This is a genomic window from Micromonospora echinofusca (genome assembly GCF_017614955.1).
Lineage (GTDB): Bacteria > Actinomycetota > Actinomycetes > Mycobacteriales > Micromonosporaceae > Micromonospora > Micromonospora echinofusca_A.
This window is the reverse complement of the sequence record NZ_WVUH01000095.1, coordinates 1-21,159: the sequence shown is the minus strand read 5'-3', so window position 1 is coordinate 21,159 and position 21,159 is coordinate 1. Positions and strand designations below refer to the sequence as shown.

The 21,159-nt window shown below is 72.4% G+C and carries 16 protein-coding genes and 1 tRNA gene; 4 read left to right on the top strand and 13 right to left on the bottom strand.

Annotated features, from left to right (window positions below; genetic code table 11):
* From GSF22_RS13420 to GSF22_RS13410, 3 genes are all read right to left on the bottom strand, one after another.
* The coding region (locus GSF22_RS13420) for a serine/threonine-protein kinase (RefSeq protein ID WP_244367338.1) at nucleotides 1-878 on the bottom strand (878 nt) is incomplete at its 3' end.
* A 272-nt stretch (nucleotides 879-1,150) separates the two neighbouring features.
* On the bottom strand, nucleotides 1,151-1,942 hold the full coding sequence (locus GSF22_RS13415; protein ID WP_208813885.1) for an enoyl-CoA hydratase/isomerase family protein: 792 nt from the start codon (nucleotides 1,940-1,942) through the stop codon (nucleotides 1,151-1,153).
* Nucleotides 1,943-2,068: 126 nt separating this feature from the next.
* Entirely contained in the window at nucleotides 2,069-4,684 is a 2,616-nt protein-coding gene (locus GSF22_RS13410) for a M4 family metallopeptidase (RefSeq protein ID WP_307803969.1), read from the bottom strand.
* Nucleotides 4,685-4,857: 173 nt separating this feature from the next.
* Here GSF22_RS13410 and GSF22_RS13405 point away from each other — a divergent pair, with 173 nt between their 5' ends.
* A complete protein-coding gene (locus tag GSF22_RS13405; protein ID WP_208813883.1) occupies nucleotides 4,858-5,463 on the top strand; it encodes a hypothetical protein in 606 nt (201 codons plus the stop codon).
* Between the two features lie 108 nt (nucleotides 5,464-5,571).
* Here GSF22_RS13405 and GSF22_RS13400 read toward each other — a convergent pair whose 3' ends face one another.
* Nucleotides 5,572-6,459, bottom strand: a complete 888-nt coding sequence (locus tag GSF22_RS13400) for a LysR family transcriptional regulator (RefSeq protein ID WP_208813882.1) — start codon at nucleotides 6,457-6,459, stop codon at nucleotides 5,572-5,574.
* 71 nt (nucleotides 6,460-6,530) lie between these two features.
* Between GSF22_RS13400 and GSF22_RS13395 the strand changes: the two genes are divergently transcribed.
* Nucleotides 6,531-7,187 (top strand): type 1 glutamine amidotransferase domain-containing protein, encoded by a 657-nt coding sequence (locus tag GSF22_RS13395; protein WP_208813881.1) that lies wholly within the window; start codon nucleotides 6,531-6,533, stop codon nucleotides 7,185-7,187.
* A 153-nt stretch (nucleotides 7,188-7,340) separates the two neighbouring features.
* Here GSF22_RS13395 and GSF22_RS13390 read toward each other — a convergent pair.
* Nucleotides 7,341-7,414: transfer RNA gene (locus GSF22_RS13390), tRNA-Thr, on the bottom strand.
* 373 nt (nucleotides 7,415-7,787) lie between these two features.
* On the opposite strand from GSF22_RS13390, the gene GSF22_RS13385 reads away from it, so the two are divergent.
* Nucleotides 7,788-8,879: an ABC transporter ATP-binding protein gene (locus GSF22_RS13385; RefSeq protein WP_208813880.1), complete on the top strand. Its 1,092-nt coding sequence runs from the start codon at nucleotides 7,788-7,790 to the stop codon at nucleotides 8,877-8,879.
* 100 nt (nucleotides 8,880-8,979) lie between these two features.
* Here the strand turns inward: GSF22_RS13385 and GSF22_RS13380 are convergent, their stop codons facing one another.
* The 3 genes from GSF22_RS13380 to cysS form a co-directional block, all read right to left on the bottom strand.
* Nucleotides 8,980-11,664, bottom strand: coding sequence for an Hsp70 family protein (locus GSF22_RS13380; protein ID WP_208813879.1), 2,685 nt, complete (start codon nucleotides 11,662-11,664; stop codon nucleotides 8,980-8,982).
* An 89-nt stretch (nucleotides 11,665-11,753) separates the two neighbouring features.
* Nucleotides 11,754-12,899, bottom strand: coding sequence for a 23S rRNA (guanosine(2251)-2'-O)-methyltransferase RlmB (gene rlmB / locus GSF22_RS13375; RefSeq protein ID WP_208813878.1), 1,146 nt, complete (start codon nucleotides 12,897-12,899; stop codon nucleotides 11,754-11,756).
* Nucleotides 12,899-14,335 (bottom strand): cysteine--tRNA ligase, encoded by a 1,437-nt coding sequence (gene cysS, locus GSF22_RS13370; protein WP_208813877.1) that lies wholly within the window; start codon nucleotides 14,333-14,335, stop codon nucleotides 12,899-12,901. The genes rlmB and cysS overlap by 1 nt, the downstream gene beginning before the upstream one ends.
* A gap of 58 nt (nucleotides 14,336-14,393) precedes the next feature.
* On the opposite strand from cysS, the gene GSF22_RS13365 reads away from it, so the two are divergent.
* Nucleotides 14,394-15,065: an IclR family transcriptional regulator gene (locus GSF22_RS13365; RefSeq protein ID WP_208813876.1), complete on the top strand. Its 672-nt coding sequence runs from the start codon at nucleotides 14,394-14,396 to the stop codon at nucleotides 15,063-15,065.
* Nucleotides 15,066-15,131: 66 nt separating this feature from the next.
* Here GSF22_RS13365 and GSF22_RS13360 read toward each other — a convergent pair whose 3' ends face one another.
* From GSF22_RS13360 to paaC, 5 genes are all read right to left on the bottom strand, one after another.
* On the bottom strand, nucleotides 15,132-16,829 hold the full coding sequence (locus GSF22_RS13360; protein ID WP_208813875.1) for a S8 family peptidase: 1,698 nt from the start codon (nucleotides 16,827-16,829) through the stop codon (nucleotides 15,132-15,134).
* A 262-nt stretch (nucleotides 16,830-17,091) separates the two neighbouring features.
* On the bottom strand, nucleotides 17,092-18,492 hold the full coding sequence (locus GSF22_RS13355; protein ID WP_439957774.1) for a class II fumarate hydratase: 1,401 nt from the start codon (nucleotides 18,490-18,492) through the stop codon (nucleotides 17,092-17,094).
* Between the two features lie 326 nt (nucleotides 18,493-18,818).
* Nucleotides 18,819-19,928: a 1,2-phenylacetyl-CoA epoxidase subunit PaaE gene (paaE, locus tag GSF22_RS13350; RefSeq protein ID WP_208813874.1), complete on the bottom strand. Its 1,110-nt coding sequence runs from the start codon at nucleotides 19,926-19,928 to the stop codon at nucleotides 18,819-18,821.
* Nucleotides 19,925-20,401, bottom strand: coding sequence for a 1,2-phenylacetyl-CoA epoxidase subunit PaaD (paaD, locus tag GSF22_RS13345; protein ID WP_208813873.1), 477 nt, complete (start codon nucleotides 20,399-20,401; stop codon nucleotides 19,925-19,927). Before paaD ends, paaE begins: the two co-directional genes overlap by 4 nt.
* A gap of 24 nt (nucleotides 20,402-20,425) precedes the next feature.
* Entirely contained in the window at nucleotides 20,426-21,130 is a 705-nt protein-coding gene (paaC, locus tag GSF22_RS13340) for a 1,2-phenylacetyl-CoA epoxidase subunit PaaC (protein WP_208813887.1), read from the bottom strand.
* Nucleotides 21,131-21,159: the final 29 nt, after the last annotated feature.

The window sequence follows — 21,159 nt, the reverse complement described above, 5'->3', positions numbered from 1 at the left end:
GTACCGGGGGCGGGCCCGACCGGCGGCCCCGGGGTGGTCGGCTGTTCCCAGGTCGGCACGGACGGTACCGGTCCGGCCGGTCCGGGCATCTCACCGGTTGCCGGCTGCTCCCCCGGCCGGTACGGGTCGAGGCCGGCGGCCGTGCGGAGCAGGCGTTCCGCCGCGTCCGGCCCGACCCGGCGACCCGGGTCACGTTGCAGCAGACCGGCCAGGACCGGGTCGAGGATGCCGGCCCGGGTCGGCGGGTCGGGTGGTGTGGTGGCCAGCGCGGTCAGCGTGGCCATCGGCGTCGGCCGGGCGTACGGCGAGCGGCCCTCGACCGCCGCGTAGAGGGTGGCACCCAGCGACCACAGGTCCGTCCCCACGCTGGACACGCCCTCCCGGGCGCGTTCCGGTGCGACGTACTCCGGGGAACCCATGACCATGCCGGGGCGGGTCAGCACGCCCCGGCTGTCGTCGAAGGTGGCAAGCCCGAAGTCGGTGAGCATCACCCGCCCGTCGTCGGCCAGGAGGACGTTGCCGGGCTTGACGTCGCGGTGCAGCACCCCTGCCTGGTGGGCGGCGCGGAGCGCGGCCAGCAGGGCGAGCCCGATCTGGGCCGCCCGGCGCGGCGTGACCGGGCCGGTGTCCAGCACGTCCTGCAACGAGCGGGACGGGACGTACTCCATCACGATCCAGGGAGTGCCGTCGACGTACACCACGTCGTGCACCGCCACCACGTTCGGATGGTTCAGCCGGGCCGCGGCCTGCGCCTCCCGCATGGTGCGGGCGATGAGCCGGTCACGCTCGTCGTCGCCCGCCCACGGGGGCAGGCTGATCTGCTTCACCGCGACCTCGCGGTGCAGGACCTCGTCGCGGGCCAGCCAGACCCGCCCCATTCCACCCCGGCCCACCAGGTGTAGCAGCCGGTAGCGCCTTCCGATCAGCAAAGCCGCACCGCCGGTACCTCCACTGTCGACCGGGTAACAGTAGTCATTGAAGTGCAACAGTGTGGTCGGCCGAACTCCTGAACACCAGAGCCCATCGGACCGATCACTGTGGAGTGACAGGTCGGCCGGTGGGCCGGTGGACGACCGGCAGGAGCCGGTCGGCGTGTTCCGGGCGGCGTGCTCCGGGCGGCGGCCAGGCCGCGTGCTCCGGGCGGTGTGGTTCAGTCGGTGACGGGCGGGGTCCAGCCGAACCGGGCCGGGCGACGCTCGACGAAGGCGGCCACCCCCTCCCGGGCCTCACCGCTGGTACGGACCAGCCGGTGCCAGTGGGCCACCCGTTCCGGGTCGACCCGCCCGGCGGTCACCATGCCGATGATCTCCTTCGCGGCGGTCACGCTGAGCTGCGAGCGTACCGAGATCGTGTCGGCGAGTACCCGAACCCGACCGGCCAAATCGGCGGCGGGCACCACCTCGTCCACCAGCCCGATCCGGGCCGCCCGGTCGGTGTCGACCGGTTCTGCGGTGAAGAGCAGGTACTTCGCGGCTCCCGGACCGACCAGCGCGACGAGGCGGCGGGTGGTCGGTGCGGGATAGACCACCCCGAGCCGGGCCGGGGGTACCCCGAACCGGGCGTCGTCGGCGGCGATCCGCAGGTCACACGCGACGGCGAGTTGGCAACCGCCGCCCATGCAGGCGCCCCGGACGGCGGCGATGGTCGGCTTGGTGAAGCTCGCCAGCCGTTCCTCGGCGGCCACCGCGATGCTGCCGTCCCCCGCGTCGAGCAGTTCGTCGAGGTCGGTGAGGTCGGCTCCGGCGCAGAACGTGTCCCCGGCGCCGGTGAGCACCACGACCCGTACCCCGGGATCGGCCTCCAGTCCGTCCAGCAGTGGTGGCAGCTGCCGCCACATCGCCGGGGTCAGGGCGTTGCGCCGGGCCGGATTGTTGATCACCACGGTGGCCACCGGACCGCGGACCTCGACCGTCAGCCCCGGTACGACCTGCTGGGACGGCATCCTCCACCTCCTCGGTGTCCGCGAGGTTACCGCGCACCCCGGCGCACCTTGTCGGCGGACGGGAGGGCGGGCCGGAGCCTTCCGGGGAGAAGGTTCCGGCCCGCCCGTTTCGATCTGCCGGACCGGTCAGAGAGTCAGGGTCCAGTTGTCGATGTACCCGGTGTCACCGCTGGCGGCGTCCTGGACCCGGAGGGTCCAGGTGCCGTTGCGGACCTCGCTGGAGAGGTTGACCGTGTAGGTCTGGTTGATGTTGTCGGTCGAGCTGCCGGTCCGGTTGTGCAGCACGTAGGTGCTGCCGTCCGGGGCGACCAGGGTGACCACCAGGTCACCGATGTAGGTGTGCACGATCTGCACGGCCACGGTGCTGGTCGAGGAGGCGTTGCCGGTGCAGCCGCTGACCGCGAGGGTGCTGTTGACCGTGGTGTTGTCGCTGATCGTGACGTTGGTGCCGTTGCTGCCGCCGCAGGACGGCGGGGCGGTGCCGGTGAGGTTGAGCGTCCAGCTGTTCAGGTAGCCGGTGTCACCGCTGGCGGCGTCCTGGACGCGCAGCTTCCAGGTGCCGTTGGCGACCTCGCCGGAGAGGTTGACCGTGTAGGTCTGGGCGATGTTGTCGGCCGAGCCGCCGGTCCGGTTGTGCAGCGCGTAGGTGCTGCCGTCCGGGGCGACGAGCGAGACGACCAGGTCACCGATGTAGGTGTGCACGATGTCGACGGCGACGGTGCTGGCGGTACCGGCGTTGCCGGTGCAGCCGGAGATGGTGATCGAGCTTTCCACCGTGGCGTTGTCGGCGATGGTCACGTCGGTGCCGTTGGTCTGCGAGCAGCCGGCCGGCCCGTTGACGGTCAGCGCGTACGTGGCGGTACGGGTCACCGCCGCGCCGGCACCGTTCACCGTGACCGTGTAGGTCCCGGCCGGGGTGCTGGCGGAGGTGCTGATCGTCATGGTGGACGAGCCGCCCGAGGTCACCGAGGACGGGCTGAACGAGGCGGTCGCGCCGCTCGGCAGGCCGGTCGCGGAGAGCGTCACGGTCTGCGCGCTGCCGTTGGTGACGGCGGTGGCGACGGTCGCGGTGACCGAGCCGCCCGGGTTGACCGAACCGGAGGTCGGCGACACGGAGACCGAGAAGTCGTTGCCGACCGGGCAGGCGGTGTCGCTACCGGCCACGTTGACGGCGGTCCAGGCGGCCTGCACGGCCTTGTACTGGGTGCTGCAGGTGCCGTACAGGTCGGTCGCGGCCCGCAGGGTGTAGGCCCGCGCGGTGTTCGCCGGGTTGGTGGTGTTGACGTACGACGTGTTGGAGGTGAAGTACACGTCGAGCGCCCGGAACCAGATCTTCTCCGCAGCGGCCCGGCCGATGCCGGTGACCGCCGGGGCGGAGCCGCAGATCGGCGAGGTGCCGTACGGCGTGCTGCCGGTGCCCTCGGCGAGGTTGAAGTAGAAGTGGTTCGCCACGCCGGAGGAGTAGTGCACGTCGACGTTCTTGGTGCTGGTGGACCAGCAGGAGTGCGACGAGCCGTCCAGCGACGGGTTGTACATGTAGCGCAGCGGGGTGCCGTCGCCGTTGATGTTGATCTTCTCGCCGACCTGGTAGTCGCCCGGGTCGGCGGTGGTGTTGGCGTAGAACTCGACCATGTTGCCGAAGATGTCGCTGGTGGCCTCGTTGAGGCCGCCGGACTCACCGGAGTAGGTCAGGCCGCCGGGGACCACGTTCTCGGTGACGCCGTGGCTCATCTCGTGCGCGGCCACGTCGATCGAGACCAGCGGGTTGGCGTTGCCCGTGCCGTCGCCGTACGTCATCCGGGAGCCGTCCCAGAAGGCGTTCACGTAGGCGTTGCCGTAGTGCACCCGGCTGGGCACGCCCCGGCCGTCGCCGAAGATGCCGTTGCGGCCGTGCACGTTCTTGAAGTAGTCGAAGGTCTTGGCGGCACCGAAGTGCGCGTCGACGCCGGCCGACTGGCGGTTCGAGTTGGTCCCGTTACCCCAGACGTTGTCCGCGTCGGTGAAGGTCGTGCAGGTGGAGGTGCCGTTGTTCATGTCGCAGGTCGAGCCGTTGCCCCGAACCGGGTCGACCATCGAGTAGGTGCTGCCGGAGAGGGTGGTGTCGATCGTGACGCTGCCGGAGTAGACGCTGTTGCCCGTCCCGGCGACCATGTCGATCTCGTCGTACGCGCTGATCAGCGCCCCCGTGGTGGCGTCGGTGATCACGTGGAACTTCGACGGGGTCTGCCCGTCGGTCTGCCAGCCGGTGAGCACGGTCTCCCAGGCGAGCCGCCCCTTGCCGGTGCTGGCGTCGACGAAGAGTTCCGGGGTACCGACACCGGTCAGCGTCCCCCGGAACTGCGCCTTCGCCGCCGCGACGGCCTTCGCGGAGCTGACCCGGGCGGTGGTGCCGACCGTGAGGGGGGCGTCCAGACCGACCGAGGAACCGGCGAAACTGCCGTCCGGGGCGGTGTGCACCACGAAGTCACCGCCGTAGACTCGCAGCCCGTGGTAGGCGCGGGTGTAGCGGGTGTGCGCCGCCCCGTTCGGGTCGACCTTGGAGCTGTAGACGGCGTACGTTTCGCCGGCGGCGGTACGCACCGCCGCACCGTTGGCGCGGAGCGCCGCCTCGGCCCGGGCGACCGCGGTCGCGGTCGCGTCCGGACTGGGGGCGTTCGGTGCCGCATGCGCCGTGGTGGCGACGCCGGTCAGCAGGCCGCTGGTGAGTAGCGCGGCGCTGACGGCGGCGAGGGATCTCTTCACTGGCCCTCCTGGGGGAATGACGTGACGATAGTCACCCATGTAGATATAGCCATGGATCTAAGTAAAGAGAAGAGGCCGTTCAACCGATGCAACCCGACCGCGCCACGTGCTTTGGTGATCGGTTCACCCGATGGGAACGGGAACCGGCCACCGCTCTGCTGCGTCCCACAGGCATGACCAGCCCACGCCCTACCCACGGGAAGACGCGCGCCGCCCGGGTCGGCGCGGTGACCCTGCTGCTGGTGGCCCTGACCGCCTGCTCCGGCACCCGGGAGCGGGCCGACTGGCACAACGGTCAGCCCGCCGGCACGGACCGGCCCGGCACCACGGCCACGCCGACCGGTGGCGCGCAACCGGGTGCCACCCCCTCCGCCGGGTCGGCCGGTACGGGCGCCTCTACGTCGCCGACCCCCGGCCGGCCCGCCTCGGCGGCGACCAACGTCCGGGTCGTCCTCACCCGCGCCGGGGGGATCGCCGGCAGGGGCGAGACCATCACCGTGGAGCCCAAGGGAAGCTGGACGGTGACCGAACGGGCCGGCGGGCGCCGTACCGGCCGGCTGAGTACCGCCGAACGCAACCGGCTGTACGACCTGACCAACGACCCGCGACTGGCCGCCGAGGCGGCCCGGGCACCCGGCGGGACCACGTGCCGGGACGTCTTCACCTACACGCTGAGCGCCGGCCCCTACCGGGTCACCTTCACCGACTGCCCGACCGACACCGACCGACCGGCCGCCGCACTGGCCATCGTCGACCTGCTCACCGCCGCCACCGGCTGATCATTTCCGGTCACCTGGGGAGGAATCACCGGCCCCGGCCACGGGGCGGCCAGTGGAGGGCGGCCGGCCACGGGGGCAGGCGGCCAGCGGCGGGGCCGCCGGTGGGGATCACCAGCCGGCAGCCGCCGCCCGGATCAGGGTGCGACGCACCAGGGCGACGTCGCTGCGCGCGGCGACCGGCGGCCGGGCGGCGAGAAAGAGCGTGTTGAGCGGCGGCACCGGCGGTTCGAGCAGCAGGCGCAGCGCCCCCGTGGCGAGCGGCCCCCGGCACAGGTACGTCGGCAGCACGCTCACCCCGGCCCCGGCCAGGACAGCGCCGAGCACCGCCCGCAGGTCGGCGACGACCAGGCCGGGGGTACCGGTCAGCCGGGTGTCGAAGACGGTCCGCCAGTACCGGCGCAGGATCGGCGCGTCCTCGCCGTACGCGACCAGGGGCACCGCCCGCAGGGCGTGCGGCGTCACCGGCGTACCGATCCGCTCCGCCCAGACCGGCGCGGCGACCAGGGCGAACTCCTCGTCGTAGAACGGGTCGACGGTCAGCCCGCGCCGCCGGGGTCGGACGCTGGCGACCACCAGGTCCAGCCGACCCGCGGTCAACTGGTCGAGGAGTTGGTCGGGCAGGCCCGAGGTGACCCGCAGGGCCAACCCGTCGGCCACCGGACCGGCCAGCGCCGGGAGTACCCGCTCCCCGAGGATCTCGGCCGGTCCGCCCAGGTAGACGGTACGGGGAAAGGACGCCTCCGTCTGGTCGGCGAGGACGACGTCCAACCGGTCGATCGGCTCGGCCACCCGGCGGGCCAGTTCGTCGCCGGCCGGGGTGGGCAGGACCCCGCGCGGCAGCCGGTCGAAGAGCGGACGGCCGACCGCCTCCTCCAGGGCCCGCAGTTGGGCGGTCACCGTCGGCTGGGCCAGACCGAGCAGCTCGGCGGCACCGGTGACGGACCCGGCGCGGTACACGGCGAGGAAGCTCCGGAGCAGGTCGAGCGACACCTTCACATCAGTAAACCTATCGCCGGTGTGTTGTTTGCCTATTGGTCAGCTATGGCCGGGCGGGACAGCATGGGTTCATGACACGTGCACTGATCGCGCTTACCAGCCACGGACAGCTCGGCGACACCGGACGCGGGACCGGCTTCTACGTCGGTGAGGCCGCAGAGCCGTGGGAGGTGTTCCGGGCCGCCGGCTACCAGGTGGACCTGGTCTCGGTGGCCGGCGGCCGGCCACCGGTGGACGGGCTCGACCCCGACGACCGGACCCAGCAGGACTTCCTGGCCACCGCCGGCCTGGACGACACGCCCGGCGCCGCCGGGGTCGACCCGGAGGGGTACGACGTGATCCTTTTCGCCGGCGGTCACGGCACGATGTGGGACTTCCCGGGCAACGAGCACCTGGCCCGGCTGGCCCGGACCATCTACGAGAAGGGCGGGGTGGTGGCCGCTGTCTGCCACGGCCCGGCAGCGCTGGTGGACCTGAAGCTCTCCGACGGCTCGTACCTGGTGGCCGGGAAGCGGGTGGCGGGGTTCACCAACGACGAGGAGGACGCGGTGGGCCTCACCGACGTGGTGCCCTTCCTGCTGGCCGACCGGTTGACGGCGGCCGGCGCCGAACACGTGCCGGGACCGAACTTCACCGAGCAGGTGGTCACCGACGGCCGACTGGTCACCGGACAGAACCCGGCCTCGGCCCGGGGTACCGCCGAAGCGGTCGTCAAGCTGCTCGGCTGACCGGCGACCACCCCGGCTCGCAACGGGAGCCGGAACCGGGCGTCGGGCCGCAGGAGCGGCGCAGCGTACCCGGAGAAGAAGCCGGCCCGGTGCGGTCGCCGTCGCGACCGGACCGGGCCGACCCGCGCGGACGCGGTCGTCCGAGCGACGCGGAGCCCCCGGCCGGGATCGAACCGGCGACATCCCGCTTACAAGGCGGGTGCTCTGGCCAGCTGAGCTACAGGGGCGTTGTTCGTGGTCAGCATAGCGACTGACGTCCGAAAATCCTGCTAACCAGTGTCCCCTTGCATCGGAAACATCTCGCGGCCCAGCAGGGACGGACGCCCTGGTGACCGGGGGACGACGCAGCGCACACACGAAGATGGTGATTGATGCCTGCCCGTGCCCAGCTGTCCGCAATGTCCATGGCGTACGTCCCACCCGTTGCGCGATGCCTTGGCAGTACGCGGAAAGCCGTTTACGGTGCAGTGACGCGAATGACATTTCGGGGCCATGTCGGGTGCCCGCAATGCCGTCCGCAGGACCGGCACACGCGGTGCCGGTCGCTCCTTCACTCGGATCGTCCGGCACGTTCCTGCCGGTGAAAGGAAGCGCTTCACCATGGCTACGGTCACCTACGCCAAGGCCACCCGGATCTACCCGGGTGGCGAGCGTCCCGCCGTCGACCACCTCGACCTGGAGATCGGCGACGGCGAGTTCCTCGTCCTGGTCGGCCCCTCCGGTTGCGGCAAGTCCACCAGCCTGCGGATGCTCGCCGGCCTGGAGGACGTCGACGAGGGCTCGATCTACATCGACAGCCGCGACGTCACCCACCTGCCGCCGAAGGCCCGCGACATCGCGATGGTCTTCCAGAACTACGCCCTCTACCCGCACATGACGGTGTACGAGAACATGGCGTTCGCGCTGAAGCTCCGCAAGACCTCGAAGGCCGAGATCGACCGGCGGGTCAAGGAGGCGGCCGGGCTGCTCCAGCTGGAGGAGTACCTCAACCGCAAGCCGAAGGCGCTCTCCGGTGGTCAGCGTCAGCGGGTCGCGATGGGCCGGGCGATCGTCCGGGAGCCGCAGGTCTTCCTGATGGACGAGCCGCTGTCCAACCTCGACGCCAAGCTCCGGGTGCAGACCCGTACCCAGATCGCCTCGCTCCAGGCCAAGCTCGGCATCACCACCGTCTACGTGACCCACGACCAGGTCGAGGCCATGACCATGGGTCACCGGGTGGCCGTCATGCTCGACGGTGTGCTCCAGCAGGTGGACACCCCCCGGGCGCTCTACGACACCCCGGCCAACGTCTTCGTCGCCGGCTTCATCGGCTCCCCCGCGATGAACATCAAGACCGTCTCGCTGACCGAGCAGGGTGCGGCCTTCGCCGAGATGCACATCCCGCTCACCCGGGAGCAGGTCGCCGCGGCCCAGGCCAACGGCGGCAACGGCAAGGTCACCGTCGGTTTCCGTCCCGAGGACTGCGACATGGTCAGCCCGAGCGAGGGCGGCATGCCGGTCGTCGTCGAACTGGTCGAGGACCTCGGCTCGGACGCCAACGTCTACGGACACGCGGCCCTCGACGGCGCCTCCGAGCGGTTCGTCGTCCGCACCGACCGGCGCAACATGCCGAACATGGGCGACACCATCTTCGTGAAGCCGCGCGTCGGGCAGAGCCACGCCTTCCACGCCGGCACCGGCGTCCGGATCTGATCGTTCGCTGACATCAGAAGAGGGGCGGCCCGCTTCGGCGGACCGCCCCTCTTCCGCGCCACCATCCGCGCGGAGGGCCGGGCGCGCCTAGTCCTCGCGCCTACTCCTCGGTGAAGCGGTAGAACACGAAATCGCTGCGGGACGGGCAGACGATCACCCGGGGGTTCCACGAGCAGGACGTCGCCCGTACCTCCCGGAGCTGCCCCAGTTCCACCGGTCGGGCCGAGCCCACGGGCAACCCGGCGACGCTCTGGTCCGCCGGGTAGGAGGCCGGTTCGTCCGCGAAGACCAGCAGGTTCCCGCCGTCCAGCCGGACCGCCACCCCGTCCCGTTCCCGCAACTTCGCGCCGTCCACGCCGAACAGGGTGGATCTCGGCTCCGGTGCGGGGTTACGGGTCAGCACATGGTCACCGACCGGTACCAGCACGGTCGACCCGGGCGCGTCCCACCGCCGCGTCTCCTGCCCGACGCCCGTCACCACGACCTGGGTGCTCGCGGCGTCGAAGTCCGTCACCTCCAGCAGGCACACCCGCTTCCCACCACAGGCCGACAGGCTCTTCGGCCGGGTCCGGCCGTTCTGGGCCGTGTAGAGGTTGACCGGCTCCCCCAGGCTGCCCAGGTCGTACGCGACGAGCCGGTAGCCGCCCTCGTCCGTCGCCACGAACAGGGTGCCGTCGTGGGCCACCACGAGATCGTCGCGGTCGGCCACGTTCGGTCGGCTCTTCACCACCCTGCCGGAGACCGGGTCGACCACCCGGACCGACCGGTCCGCACCGACCTGCACGAGTCGACGGTCGTCGCCCCGCAGCGGGGTCAGCACGCCGCCGCCGAGGTCCGCCGGTCCACCCAGTTCGTCCGGGCCGGTCACCGGATACACGACGGTCTCCGTGCCGTAGTCGCCCCGGGGGTTGGGCAGGGTCCACAGCTCCCGCCCGTCCCGCAGCCGGAGCCCGACCAGCCGCTCACCGACCCGGTCGACCAGCACCGCGACCTCGTCGAAGAAGAGCAGCCCGTCGTCGCCCCCGATCCGCCGGGTCCACCGCTGCGTACCGTCGGCCCCGTCCAGCACCACCAGGTCGCCCTGGTCGTTGGAGTACAGGTCGGGTACGGCGGCCAGCGCGCCGGGCAGGGCGACGATCCGCGCCCAGCGCTCGGCGGCGGTGGTCGTCTGCCGGTGCCACCGCTCGTCCCCGGGGTCGTCCGCCCGGATCGCCCGGACGTCCAGCCGGTTGTCCTCCGGCCGCTGGTAGGCGACGTAGGCGCGGTCGTCCAGCAGCGCGGTGAACACCGCGGACGGGCTGTCCCCGGCGATCGGTACCCGGCCGATCTCGCTCGCGGAGGTGAAGTCGAGGTCGGAGTAACCGTCCCGGGTCAGGTACAGCACGGCCGCCGTCACCACGCCCGCCAGCGCGAGCACGGCCGCCACGACGACCCGGACCCTCCGCCGGCCCCACCGTCGACCGACCGGGTGCGGCGGTGGGGCCGGCACTGCGACACCCGGCGGCGGCACGGACACGGTGAAGCCCGGCGGAGGCGCGGCACCCGGTGACGGCACGGACGGTACTGCGGCGGCACCCGGCGGCGGCACGGGCGGCGCTGCGACGGCACCCGGCGGCGGCACGGGCGGTACTGCGGCAGCCGGTGTCCGCGCGGGCGGCGTCGACGACGGCAGCATGGCCAGCGCCCCTTCGGCGACCGGCAGTTCCGGTTGCTCCAGCACGGTCGGGGCGATGCCCAACTCGGCGTGCAGCAGCCGGGCCACCAGCGGTACCCGGGACGACCCCCCGACGAGGAATAGACCGGCCAACCCCTCCCGGGGTACCCCGGACGCGGCGATCACCGCGCCCGTCTCCGCCACCGCCCGGCGCACCAGCGGGGCGGCCACCTGCTCCAACTCGTCCCGGGTCAGGTGGGCCGCATGGTCCACCCCCGGCACCACGACCGGCGCGGCAGCCGAGCGGGAGAGCATCTCCTTCGCGTCGCGTACGCCCGCCCAGAACTGCCGCCGGTCCCGCAACTGCGCCGCACTCTCCGGCGTACCCAGCCGCTGCCACGCATCCGGTTCGGTGCTGGCCAGCACCGTGCCGAGTTGGTCCACCAGGGCCGCGTCGAGGTCGAGACCGCCCAGGTCGGCGAGCCCACCCGAACAGGCCACCTCGAAACGGGGACGGCCGTCCGGGTCGGTGCCCCCGTTCCGGACCACCGCGACGTCGAGCGTGCCGCCACCGAAGTCGAAGACCGCCAACGCCGACCCGACCGGCACCGGCCGGTGCAGCACGTCGGTGAAGTACCGGGCGGCCGCCGCCGGCTCGGGTACCAGCCGGGTACCGACCGGATCGCCGGGAGCCGCCGGGGGCGGCCAGCCCGCCCCGGTCAGCGCGTCGACCAGGACCTGCCGGCGCCTGGTACCCCAGCTCGCCGGATACGTCAGCACGGCCGGGGGCAGGAAACCCACCGCCTCCACCGCCGCGTGCGCCACCGCCCCGAGGATCGCGGCGAACAGCTCGGCGGGGGTGTACTCCCGGTCGCCGAGCAGCACCGTGCCGGCATCCACCTGCCGCTTCGGGTGGGGCTCGAACCGGGACGGGTCGGCCTGGGCCAGCCGCTGGGCGTCCCGCCCGACGTGCAGGCGGCCACTGGCATCGGCGTACACCCCGGACGGCATGATCGGCTGCCCGTCGACCAGCAACGGCCGGGTCCGGCCGTCGGGCGCCCGCAGCACCGCCACCGTGTTCGACGTACCGAGGTCGACGCCGAGCGCGTGACCGGCGTACTGGCCTGTCATCAGCCTCATCCTCCGGCCGGGTGAGGGGATTCCCGGCCCCGCATGCTAACCGGCCCGGGCCGGACGTGCGGGGAGTCGGGAGGCTCCGGTCAGGAGGCCGCGCGGCGCCGGGCCACCTCGGCCAGGGTGACCGCAGCGGCCACGCTGGCGTTGAGCGACTCCACGTCGGAGACCATCGGGATGCTGACCGTCAGGTCACAGGTGGCCCCGACCAGCCGGGACAGGCCGCGCCCCTCCGAGCCGACCACCACGACCAGCGGACCGACCGCCGCCTCCAGGTCGTACAGGTCGGTCTCGCCGTCGGCGTCCAGCCCGACCACCATGAAGCCGGCCTCCTGGCAGTACTTGAGCGACCGGGTCAGGTTGGTCACCTGGCTGACCGGCACCCGGGCCGCCGCACCGGCACTGGTCCGCCAGGCGGTCGCGGTGATCCCCGCCGCCCGCCGCTCCGGTACGAAGACACCCTGCGCGCCGAACGCCGCCGCCGAGCGGATCACCGCGCCGAGGTTACGCGGATCGGTGACCCCGTCCAGCGCCACCAGCAGCGGGGCGGTCTGCTCCAGTGCCGCCGCGACGAGATCCTCGAACGGCTCGTACGCGAACGGCGGCACCTGGAGACCGACCCCCTGGTGCAGCACCCCGCCGGTCATCCGGTCCAGCTCGGCCCGGGTGACCTCCAGGATCGCGATGCCCCGGTCACCGGCGGTCCGGACCAGCTCGGTGACCCGGTCGTCGATCTCGATGCCCTGCGCCACGTAGAGCGCGGTGGCCGGCACCTGCGACCGCAGCGCCTCGACCACCGGGTTCCGGCCGACCAGCAGCTCCGGCGCGTCCTTCGACGGGTTGGACTTGCGGCCCGGGGCGACCCGGGGACCGGACCGGCCCGGGGTGCGGCCGGCGCCACCCCGGCCACCGGCGCCACGGCCGGCGCCCTTGCCGGCGGCCGGTACGCCCCGACCGCCGCCCTTGCCCCAGGTGGTGTCCTTGGCACCCGGGGTGCCGATCTTGGGGGCGCGTCCCTCAGCCTCGGCTGCGCGACGCTCCTTGTCCTGCTTCCATGCGGTGCGTTGGGGCAGTTTCTCGGTACCCGAGTAGCCCTTGTGCCAGGGGCGCTCATCCGCCGGGAGGGTGCGGCCCTTACCGGCCAGGCTGGCCCGGTTCTTGCCGCCGGAGCCCTTGGGGGCGCCCGCCTTCGGGGTCAGTCGCCGGCCACGGCGCTGCGAGTTGCCGGCCATCAGTGTTGCTCTCCGATCGTCCAACGGGGGCCCTGCGGGGTGTCCTCGACCACCACACCGGCCTGTTTGAGCTGGTCACGTACGGCGTCGGCGGCGGCCCAGTCCTTGCGGCCACGCGCCTGGGTGCGCTGTTCGAGGGCGAGCGCGACCAGCGCGTCGACCACGCCGCGCAGCTCACCATCCTGCCCGGTACCGCTCCACGCCGCGTCGAGCGGGTCCACCCCGAGCAGGGCGAGCATCGACCGTACCCGGGTCAGCGCCGCGCGCACGGCGGCGTCGTCGGTGCCGGTCAGTGCGGTGTTGCCGTCCCGGACCGCCTCGTGCAGCACGGCCAGGGCGGCGGAGGTGTTCAGGTCGTCGTCCATCGCGGCGGTGAAGGCCGCCGGCAGTTCCGCGATGGCGGCCGGCGAGTCCCCGGGGGCACCGGCACCGACCCGTTCGGCGGCCCGCTGCACGAAGCCCTCGATCCGGCGGTAGGTGATCGCCGCCTCGCGCAGCGACTCCTCGGAGTAGTCGATGACCGACCGGTAGTGGGCGGCGACGTAGTAGTACCGCAGCTCCACCGGGCGCACCCCGAGGGTGGCCACGTAGTCGAGATCCAGGGCGTTGCCGGCCGACTTGCCCATCTTCGCCCCGGCGATGCTGAGCAGGCCGTGGTGCACCCAGTACCGGGCGAACGGGAGCCCGGCCGCGTGGGACTGGGCGATCTCGTTCTCGTGGTGCGGGAAGATCAGGTCCAGGCCACCACCGTGGATGTCGAACTCGGCGCCGAGGTACCGCCAGCACATCGCCGAGCACTCGATGTGCCAGCCGGGACGGCCCCGGCCCCACGGCGACGGCCAGTACGCGTCGGCCGGCTCGTCGGGCTTGACGCCCTTCCACAGCGCGAAGTCCCGGGGGTCCCGCTTGCCCCGGTCCGGGGCGTCCCCGGCCGGCTGCATGGCCTCCGGTCGCTGACCGGAGAGCGCGCCGTACGCCGGGTACGAGGCGACGTCGAAGTAGACGTCCCCGGAGCCGTCGGAGGCCGGATAGGCGTGCCCCTCGGCGATCAGTCTGGCGATCAGCTCGTGCATCTCCGGGATGTGCCCGGTCGCCCTCGGCTCGTAGGTCGGGGGCAGCACGTTCAGGGCCCGGTACGCGGCGGCCAGCTTCTGCTCGTTCGCGTACGCGATCGACCAGAACGGCCGGTCCTGCTCCATCGCCTTGACCAGGATCTTGTCGTCGATGTCGGTGAGGTTGCGGATGAACCGCACCTCGTAACCGGAGTGCAGCAGCCAGCGGCGCAGCACGTCATAGTTGACACCGGAACGAAGGTGGCCGATGTGTGGCGGCGCCTGGAGGGTGAGCCCACACAGGTAGACCCCCACCTTGCCGGCTTCCTGCGGGACGAAGTCCCGCACCGTACGGGTGGCGGTGTCATAAAGGCGAAGGCTCACCCGTACCAGGGTAGCCGTCAGCGGGGTCACGGTGGCGGCCGGCCGTACGCTCCGGGATGTGGAGACAGGTGTGGAGAGCGGTGGCGGTACGGCGCCCCGGGCGGGTGAGACGGCACAGACCCTGGACCGTGGCCTAAGGCTGCTGCACCTGGTCGCCGACGCCCCGGGCGGGCTGACCGTCACCGAGGCGGCCCAACGGCTCGGGGTGGCCCGCGCGGCCGTGTACCGCCTGGTCGGACCGCTGACCGAGCACGGCCTGGTCCGTCGGGACGGCGGCGGTCGGCTCCGCCTCGGCGTGGGGGTGCTCAACCTCGCCCGGCGGGCCCAGCCGCTGCTCGCCGAGGGGGCGCTGCCGGCCCTGCGCCGGCTCGCCGAGCAGACCGGCGCGACCGCGCACCTCACCGTCGTCGAGGGCAGTGAGGGGGTGGCCCTGGCGGTGGTCGAACCGAGCTGGACGGCGTTCCACGTGGCGTACCGGACGGGGTCCCGGCACCCGCTGGAACTCGGGGCGGCGGGGCGGGCCGTCCTCGCCGGCCGGGCCGGGTCCGTCGGCCCGGTGAGCACCGCCGGCGAGTTGCAACCCGGGGCGTACGGGGTGGCCGCTCCGGTGCTCGGCGTACCGGGGTGGGAGGCGAGTGTCGGGGTGGTGGCGCTCGCCCCGTTGGCGGGCGCGACGGTGGGGGCGCAGGTGGTGGCCGCCGCCAAGGCGATCGGCCGGGCCCTGTCCTGAGCCGCCCCAGCACACAGTGGGGCCCGGCCGATGATCCGACCGGGCCCCACTGCTTTCAGGTGTCCGTTACGGCTGGACCCCGGGCTTGAGCGGGGTCTTCACCGCCGCGTAGGCGTCGATGATCCCGTACCCGTAGAAGCCGTTGAAGTTGACGTCACCGGCGCAGTACGCGTCGTACGTCTCGTCCCGGCCCTCGTTGCGGTACTGCTGGAGGCGCGGCTCCGGGCAGGCGTGCTCGGCGGCCGTGCGGTAGAGGTGCTGCTCGACCAGGTTCGGCGACATGGTCAGCCCACCGTGCTGCTTGTCCTTCTTGCCGAACTTGCTGACGATCAGCGCCGCCACACCCGAGGCGTGCGGAGCAGCCATCGAGGTGCCCTGGAGGTAGGTGTAGTACCCACACTGGCCGGAGGCGGTGCAGTCCTTGAAGACGAACTCCTCGGCGCCCTCGACGATGTTGCCGTCGGCGTCGACCGTGCCCTCCTCCTGCAGCACCTTCTTCGGGTACGACGAGAGGATCATGTTGGCGTCGGTACGGAAGGTCGGGGTGCCGAAGCCGTCCCGGAACCAGCCGCCCGGCGCGGCGACGGAGATCTGCTCGGTGCCGTAGTTCGAGAAGTCCGACTTCTTGCCCGACGGACCCACCGAGGAGACACCGATGACGTGCGGGCCCTCGGCCGGCAGGTCCCAGCAGCTGTTGTTGTCGATCGGCCGCGGGTACGGCGTGCCGCCGTAGTCCGGGCTGGACTCGTCGACCCGCGGGTTGCCGAGGTCCTCGTTGTTGTTGCCGAGCGCGCCGACCAGGGTGACACCCTTACCGTGCGCGTACTCCAGCGAACGCTTCATCGCCTCGATGATCGCGCGCTGCTCGGCCTGCGCCTCCGGCGAGTCGGCCGGGTTCGCGGTGCAGTTGTAGAGCCACGGGTCGACGTAGAAGGACATGTTCACCACGTCCAGGCCCGCGTCGCCCGCGTACACCAGGGCGTTGACCACCGGGTTGAGGAAGAAGTACCCGGAGTCCTGGCCGCCCTTGAGGTTGACCAGGGTGACGTTCGGGGCGACGCCGGAGAGGCCGATACCGTTGGCCGCCGCGCCGATGGTGCCGGCGACGTGCGTGCCGTGGCCGCCGTCGTCGGTGTCGGCCGGGTCGAGGCAGCCGGCCACCTCGCACTCGCCGTCGATGTCCACGATGTCCGGTGCGAAGTTCCGGGACAGCAACCACGAGAAGTTGGCCGCGATGTCGGGGTTGCTGGCGTCGACGCCGGTGTCGAGAACGCCGACGGTCACCCGGCGGTCACCGGGCTCGGTCCGGCGGGCCTCGTCGGCCCGGATCATGTCCAGACCCCAGAGCTTGTCGTCGAGCGGGTCCATCCGCTTGGCCCGCCCGTTGGCGGAACCGGTGCCCTTGGTCGCCTCCGCCGCAGCCAGCAGGTGCTCCCGCTCGACCCGGTCCAGCTTCGGCTTGCGGCCGATCGCCTTCTGCTCGGCGGCGCCGATCAGAGCGTTGGACGCGGTGGCCCGCTGCGCGAAGTCGGCGCGGTTGGTCCGTACCTGGTAGAGGCCGACGGCCTCGGTCCGCGAGACGACCTCGCCGCCTGCGGCCGCGATGGCGGCGACCGCCGCGTCGGCGGAGACGCCGCTCTCGGCCACCACGGTGTACTCGGTCGATTCGGCCGGCGCCGCGTTGGCACCACCGAAGGGCAGAGTCACCGTGAGTGCCAGTGCCGTCGCGGTCGCGACGGCACCAGCGGTGAAGCGCTTGCTCACCACATCAGATCCTCTCGTTGAGGGACGTGGCAGCCATCACACCGCAACAAGCGACGTAACACCAGGCAAGTGCCCGAATTGTGAAGTGCCCAGTGATTAATTGCACCGATAAGCTGAGCGACCGCCGGCAGGTCGGTCGGGGAACGCACCTGAAGCACTTCGGACGGTGCCACTCCGGCCACTCTGGGCACCGTGTCCGTCGGGCTTCCGGTCGCCGGCCGCGTCCACCGGTGCCGTCCGGCCGGTGGCGGGTGGGACCGGGTCAGGGATGGGTCATCCGGAGTACGTCGAGCGCCTCGTCGAGCTGGTCCGCGCTGAGCTTGCCGGAGTCGACGTGCCCCCGGGCGAGCACCACCTCACGGATCGAGACCTCCCTGGCCAGCGCCTCCTTGGCGATGGAGGCGGCCTCGTCGTACCCGAGGTGCCGGTTGAGCGGCGTGACGATCGACGGTGAGCCCTCGGCGTACGCCAGGCAGACGTCCGCGTTGGCACCCAGGCCGGCCACGCAGCGGTCGGCCAACAGCCGGCTCGACGCGGCCAGCAGCCGGATCGACTCCAGCAGGTTGCGGGCCATCACCGGGAGCATGACGTTCAACTCGAAGTCGCCCTGCGAGCCGGCGAAGCCGACCGTGGCGTCGTTGCCGATCACCTGCGCACAGACCTGCCGGACCGCCTCGCAGACCACCGGGTTCACCTTGCCGGGCATGATCGACGACCCCGGCTGGAGGTCGGGTATGCGCAGCTCACGGAGGCCGGCGCGCGGCCCGGAGCCCATCCACCGGATGTCGTTGGCGATCTTGTAGAGACCGACCGCGACGGTACGCAACTGGCCGGAGGTCTCGACCAGGGCGTCCCGGGAGCCCTGCGCCTCGAAGTGGTTGCGCGCCTCGGTGACCGGCAGCCCGGTCGCGTCCCGCAGCTTCCCGATCACCGCTGCGGCGAAGCCGAGCGGGGTGTTGATGCCGGTACCGACGGCGGTGCCGCCCAACGGCAGCTCGGCCAGCCGGGGCAGGGCCCCCTCCAGCCGCTCGGCCCCGTACCGGACCTGGGCGGCGTACCCGCCGAACTCCTGGCCGAGGGTGACCGGGGTGGCGTCCATCAGGTGGGTACGCCCGGCCTTGACCACCGTCTCGAACTCGGCGGCCTTCGCCTGAAGGGTCTGCGCCAGGTGCGCCAGCGCCGGCAGCAGGTCCCCCACCACCGCCTCGGTAGCGGCCAGGTGGATCGACGAGGGGAAGACGTCGTTGCTGGACTGCGAGGCGTTCACGTCGTCGTTCGGGTGTACCTCCCGGCCCAGTTCCCGGCTGGCCAGGGTGGCGATCACCTCGTTGGTGTTCATGTTGGACGAGGTGCCCGAGCCGGTCTGGAAGACGTCGATCGGGAACTGGTCGTCGTACCCACCGGCGGCGACGTGCGCGGCGGCGGTGGCGATCGCGGCGGCCACCTCCGCCCCGATCACCCCCAGCTCGCCGTTGACCTCGGCTGCCGCACCCTTGATCTGGGCCAGGGCGCGGATCTGGGCCGGCTCGATGCCCCGCCCGGAGATCGGGAAGTTCTGCACCGCCCGTTGGGTCTGCGCCCGCCACAGGGCGTCGGCGGGTACCTCCACCTCGCCCATCGAGTCACGTTCGATCCGGTAGCCGGTCGCCTCTGGAGTCGTCACGCGTTCCATCCTGCCCCGCACGACGGCCACCCGCCCGGCGAAGCCGGATAGCCCCACCTTGCCGGCCCGCCGACGGTGGGCCGGCTCCGGCCCGGGCAGCCGACTGTCGCCCGGACGCTTTGCTCTGCTTCACCGGAGGCAACAGTTGCCTGGGGTGACTGCTGCCTCCGCACGTCCGCTCCGGGCGTGGCGCCCATCGGAGCAGCTCGACACGGGTGTTTCCGGGAGTGAAGCAGAGCAAAGCGCCCGAGGTGGGGTTCGACCCCCACCAAGGAAGGTAACTCTGGGTGATATCTGTCGCGCTGCCGTCGACCCGACCTGCGCGGTCAGGCGTCGTAGTCGATGGTGACCTGGTCGGTGACCGGGCTGGACTGGCAGGTCAGCACGTACCCGGCGGCCACCTCGTCCGGCTCCAGGGCGTAGTTGCGGGCCATCGACACCTCGCCGGAGACCACCTTCGCCCGGCAGGTCGAGCAGACCCCGCCCTTGCAGGCGTACGGCAGCTCACCGCGCACCGTCAGGGCGGCGTCCAGCACCCGCTGCTGCCGGCCCATGGTGAACGTCGAGGCCCGGCCGTCCAGCACGATGGTGACCTCGCTGCCGCCCGGCGCGGCCTCCGTCGACCGGGCCGGCGGGGTCGGAGCGGCGTCGACGTGGAACAGCTCGCTGTGCAGCGCGCCCTCCGGAACGCCCCGCGCGGTCAGCACCTCCCGCGCGTCGACCACCATGCCGTACGGGCCGCAGAGGAACCACTCCTCGATCCGGTCACCGGGCACGATGCTCTCCAGTAGCCGCCCGAACCGGTCGGCGTCCACCCGGCCGGAGAGCAGCGGCGACTCGCCCGGCTCCCGGGACAGCACGTGCACCAGGTGCAGCCGGGTCGGGTACCGGTCCTTCAGGTCGGCCAACTCCTCGGCGAACATCACACTGTTCGCCGTCCGGTTGCCGTACACCAGGGTGAAGGTGCTGGCCGGCTCGACGACCAGGGCGGTGGCGACCAGGGCGAGCACGGGGGTGATCCCGGACCCGGCGACCAGCGCGCCGTAGTGGCGGACCCGGCCCGGGTCGAACGCGGTGGTGAAGTGCCCGAGTGGCGGCAGCACCTCGACGGTGTCGCCGGTGCGCAGCGCCGCGCAGGCGAAGCTGGAGAAGGCACCGCCGGGGATCTCCCGCACCCCGATCCGCAGCCGGCCGTGCCGGGCCAGTTCCTCCGGCGTGGAGCAGATCGAGTACGACCGCCGTACGTCGGCGCCGTCATCGCCGACCCGGCGCACGGTCAGGTGCTGACCGGCCTGGAAGGCGAAGGTCTCCCGCAGTTCGTCGGGTACCGCGAAGGTGATGGCGACCGCGTCCTCCGTGAGCCGGTCGACGGCGGTCACGGGCAGGGGGTGGAAGACCGGCCGGCGACGTACCGGGCGGGAGATCGTGACAGTCACAGCGCCTTCAGGTGGTCGAAGGGTTCACGGCAGGCCCGGCAGCGCCAGAGCGCCTTGCAGGCGGTGGAGCCGAACCGGCTGACCTGCTCGGTCTCCGGTGAGCCGCAGCGTGGGCAGCGGACGGCGAGGGTGAGCGGGACGACCCCGTCCCGACGGACCGGGGCGGGCGGGGCGATGCCGGCGGCGGCCAGCTTGGCCCGCCCCGAGTCGGAGATCCAGTCGGTGCTCCAGGCCGGCGTGAGGACGGTGCGGACCTCCGCCTCCGGGTGACCGGCGGCGGCCAGCGCCCGGCGGATGTCGGCGCGGATCACGTCCATCGCCGGGCAGCCGGTGTAGGTGGGGGTGATCGTCACGGTGACCCGGCCGGTGGCCGGGTCCTCGGCGACGTCCCGCAGGATGCCCAGCTCGTCGATGGTGACCACCCGGATCTCCGGGTCCACCACCGCCGCGACGGCCGCCCGCACGTCACCCACCGCCGGCCTCCGTCCCCGGGCCGGTCACCAGCGGGCCCCCGGGTGGGCGCGGTGCAGCACCTGCATCTCGGCGAGCAGGTACGACAGGTGCTCGGTGTGCACCCCGTCCCGCCCGCCGGCCGGTGCCCAGCCGGACGCCGGCCGGGTCAGCGTGGCCTCGGCGAACACCTCGTCGACCGTGGCGTCGAACCCGGCGCGCAGGGTGGCCGGGTCGACCGGGGCCGCCGGGTCCGGGGCGAACAGCTCGTGGTGGTACGGCCAGACCTGGTCGACGGCGTCCTGCATCCGGCGGTGCGACTCGTCGGTGCCGTCGCCGAGCCGCTTCACCCAGAGCGCGGCGTGGTCGAGGTGGTACGCGGACTCCTTGCGGGCCTTGGCGGCGATCGCGGCGAGCCGCTCGTCGGCGCACCCGGCCAACGCCGTGTAGAGCGGAAGCTGGTAGGCGGCGAGCAGGAACAGTTTCGCCATGGTCACCGCGAAGTCGCCGTTGGGCAGCTCGACCAGCAGGACGTTGCGGAACTCCCGGTCGTCGCGGAGGAACGCCAGGGCGTCCTCGTCCCGGCCGGCGCCCTCCCGCTCGCCCGCGTACGACAGCAGCAGGCGGGCCGCGCCGAGCTGGTCGAGGGCGATGTTGGCCAGCGCGATGTCCTCTTCCATCTCCGGCGCGCGGCTGGTCCACTCGGCCAGCCGCTGCGCGGCGATCAGGGCGTCGTCCCCGAGCCCGAGCAGGTGGTCGACGGTGGGGGTGACGGGTGGGA

What these genes read in the sequence shown, in the direction of transcription:
- GSF22_RS13415 (WP_208813885.1), bottom strand. Translation starts at nt 1,942, where the DNA reads ATGCCGTCCCAGCAGGTCGTACCGGGGCTGACGGTCGAGGTCCGCGGT.
- GSF22_RS13405 (WP_208813883.1), top strand. Translation starts at nt 4,858, where the DNA reads ATGACCAGCCCACGCCCTACCCACGGGAAGACGCGCGCCGCCCGGGTC.
- GSF22_RS13395 (WP_208813881.1), top strand. Translation starts at nt 6,531, where the DNA reads ATGACACGTGCACTGATCGCGCTTACCAGCCACGGACAGCTCGGCGAC.
- GSF22_RS13385 (WP_208813880.1), top strand. Translation starts at nt 7,788, where the DNA reads ATGGCTACGGTCACCTACGCCAAGGCCACCCGGATCTACCCGGGTGGC.
- GSF22_RS13380 (WP_208813879.1), bottom strand. Translation starts at nt 11,664, where the DNA reads ATGACAGGCCAGTACGCCGGTCACGCGCTCGGCGTCGACCTCGGTACG.
- rlmB (WP_208813878.1), bottom strand. Translation starts at nt 12,899, where the DNA reads ATGGCCGGCAACTCGCAGCGCCGTGGCCGGCGACTGACCCCGAAGGCG.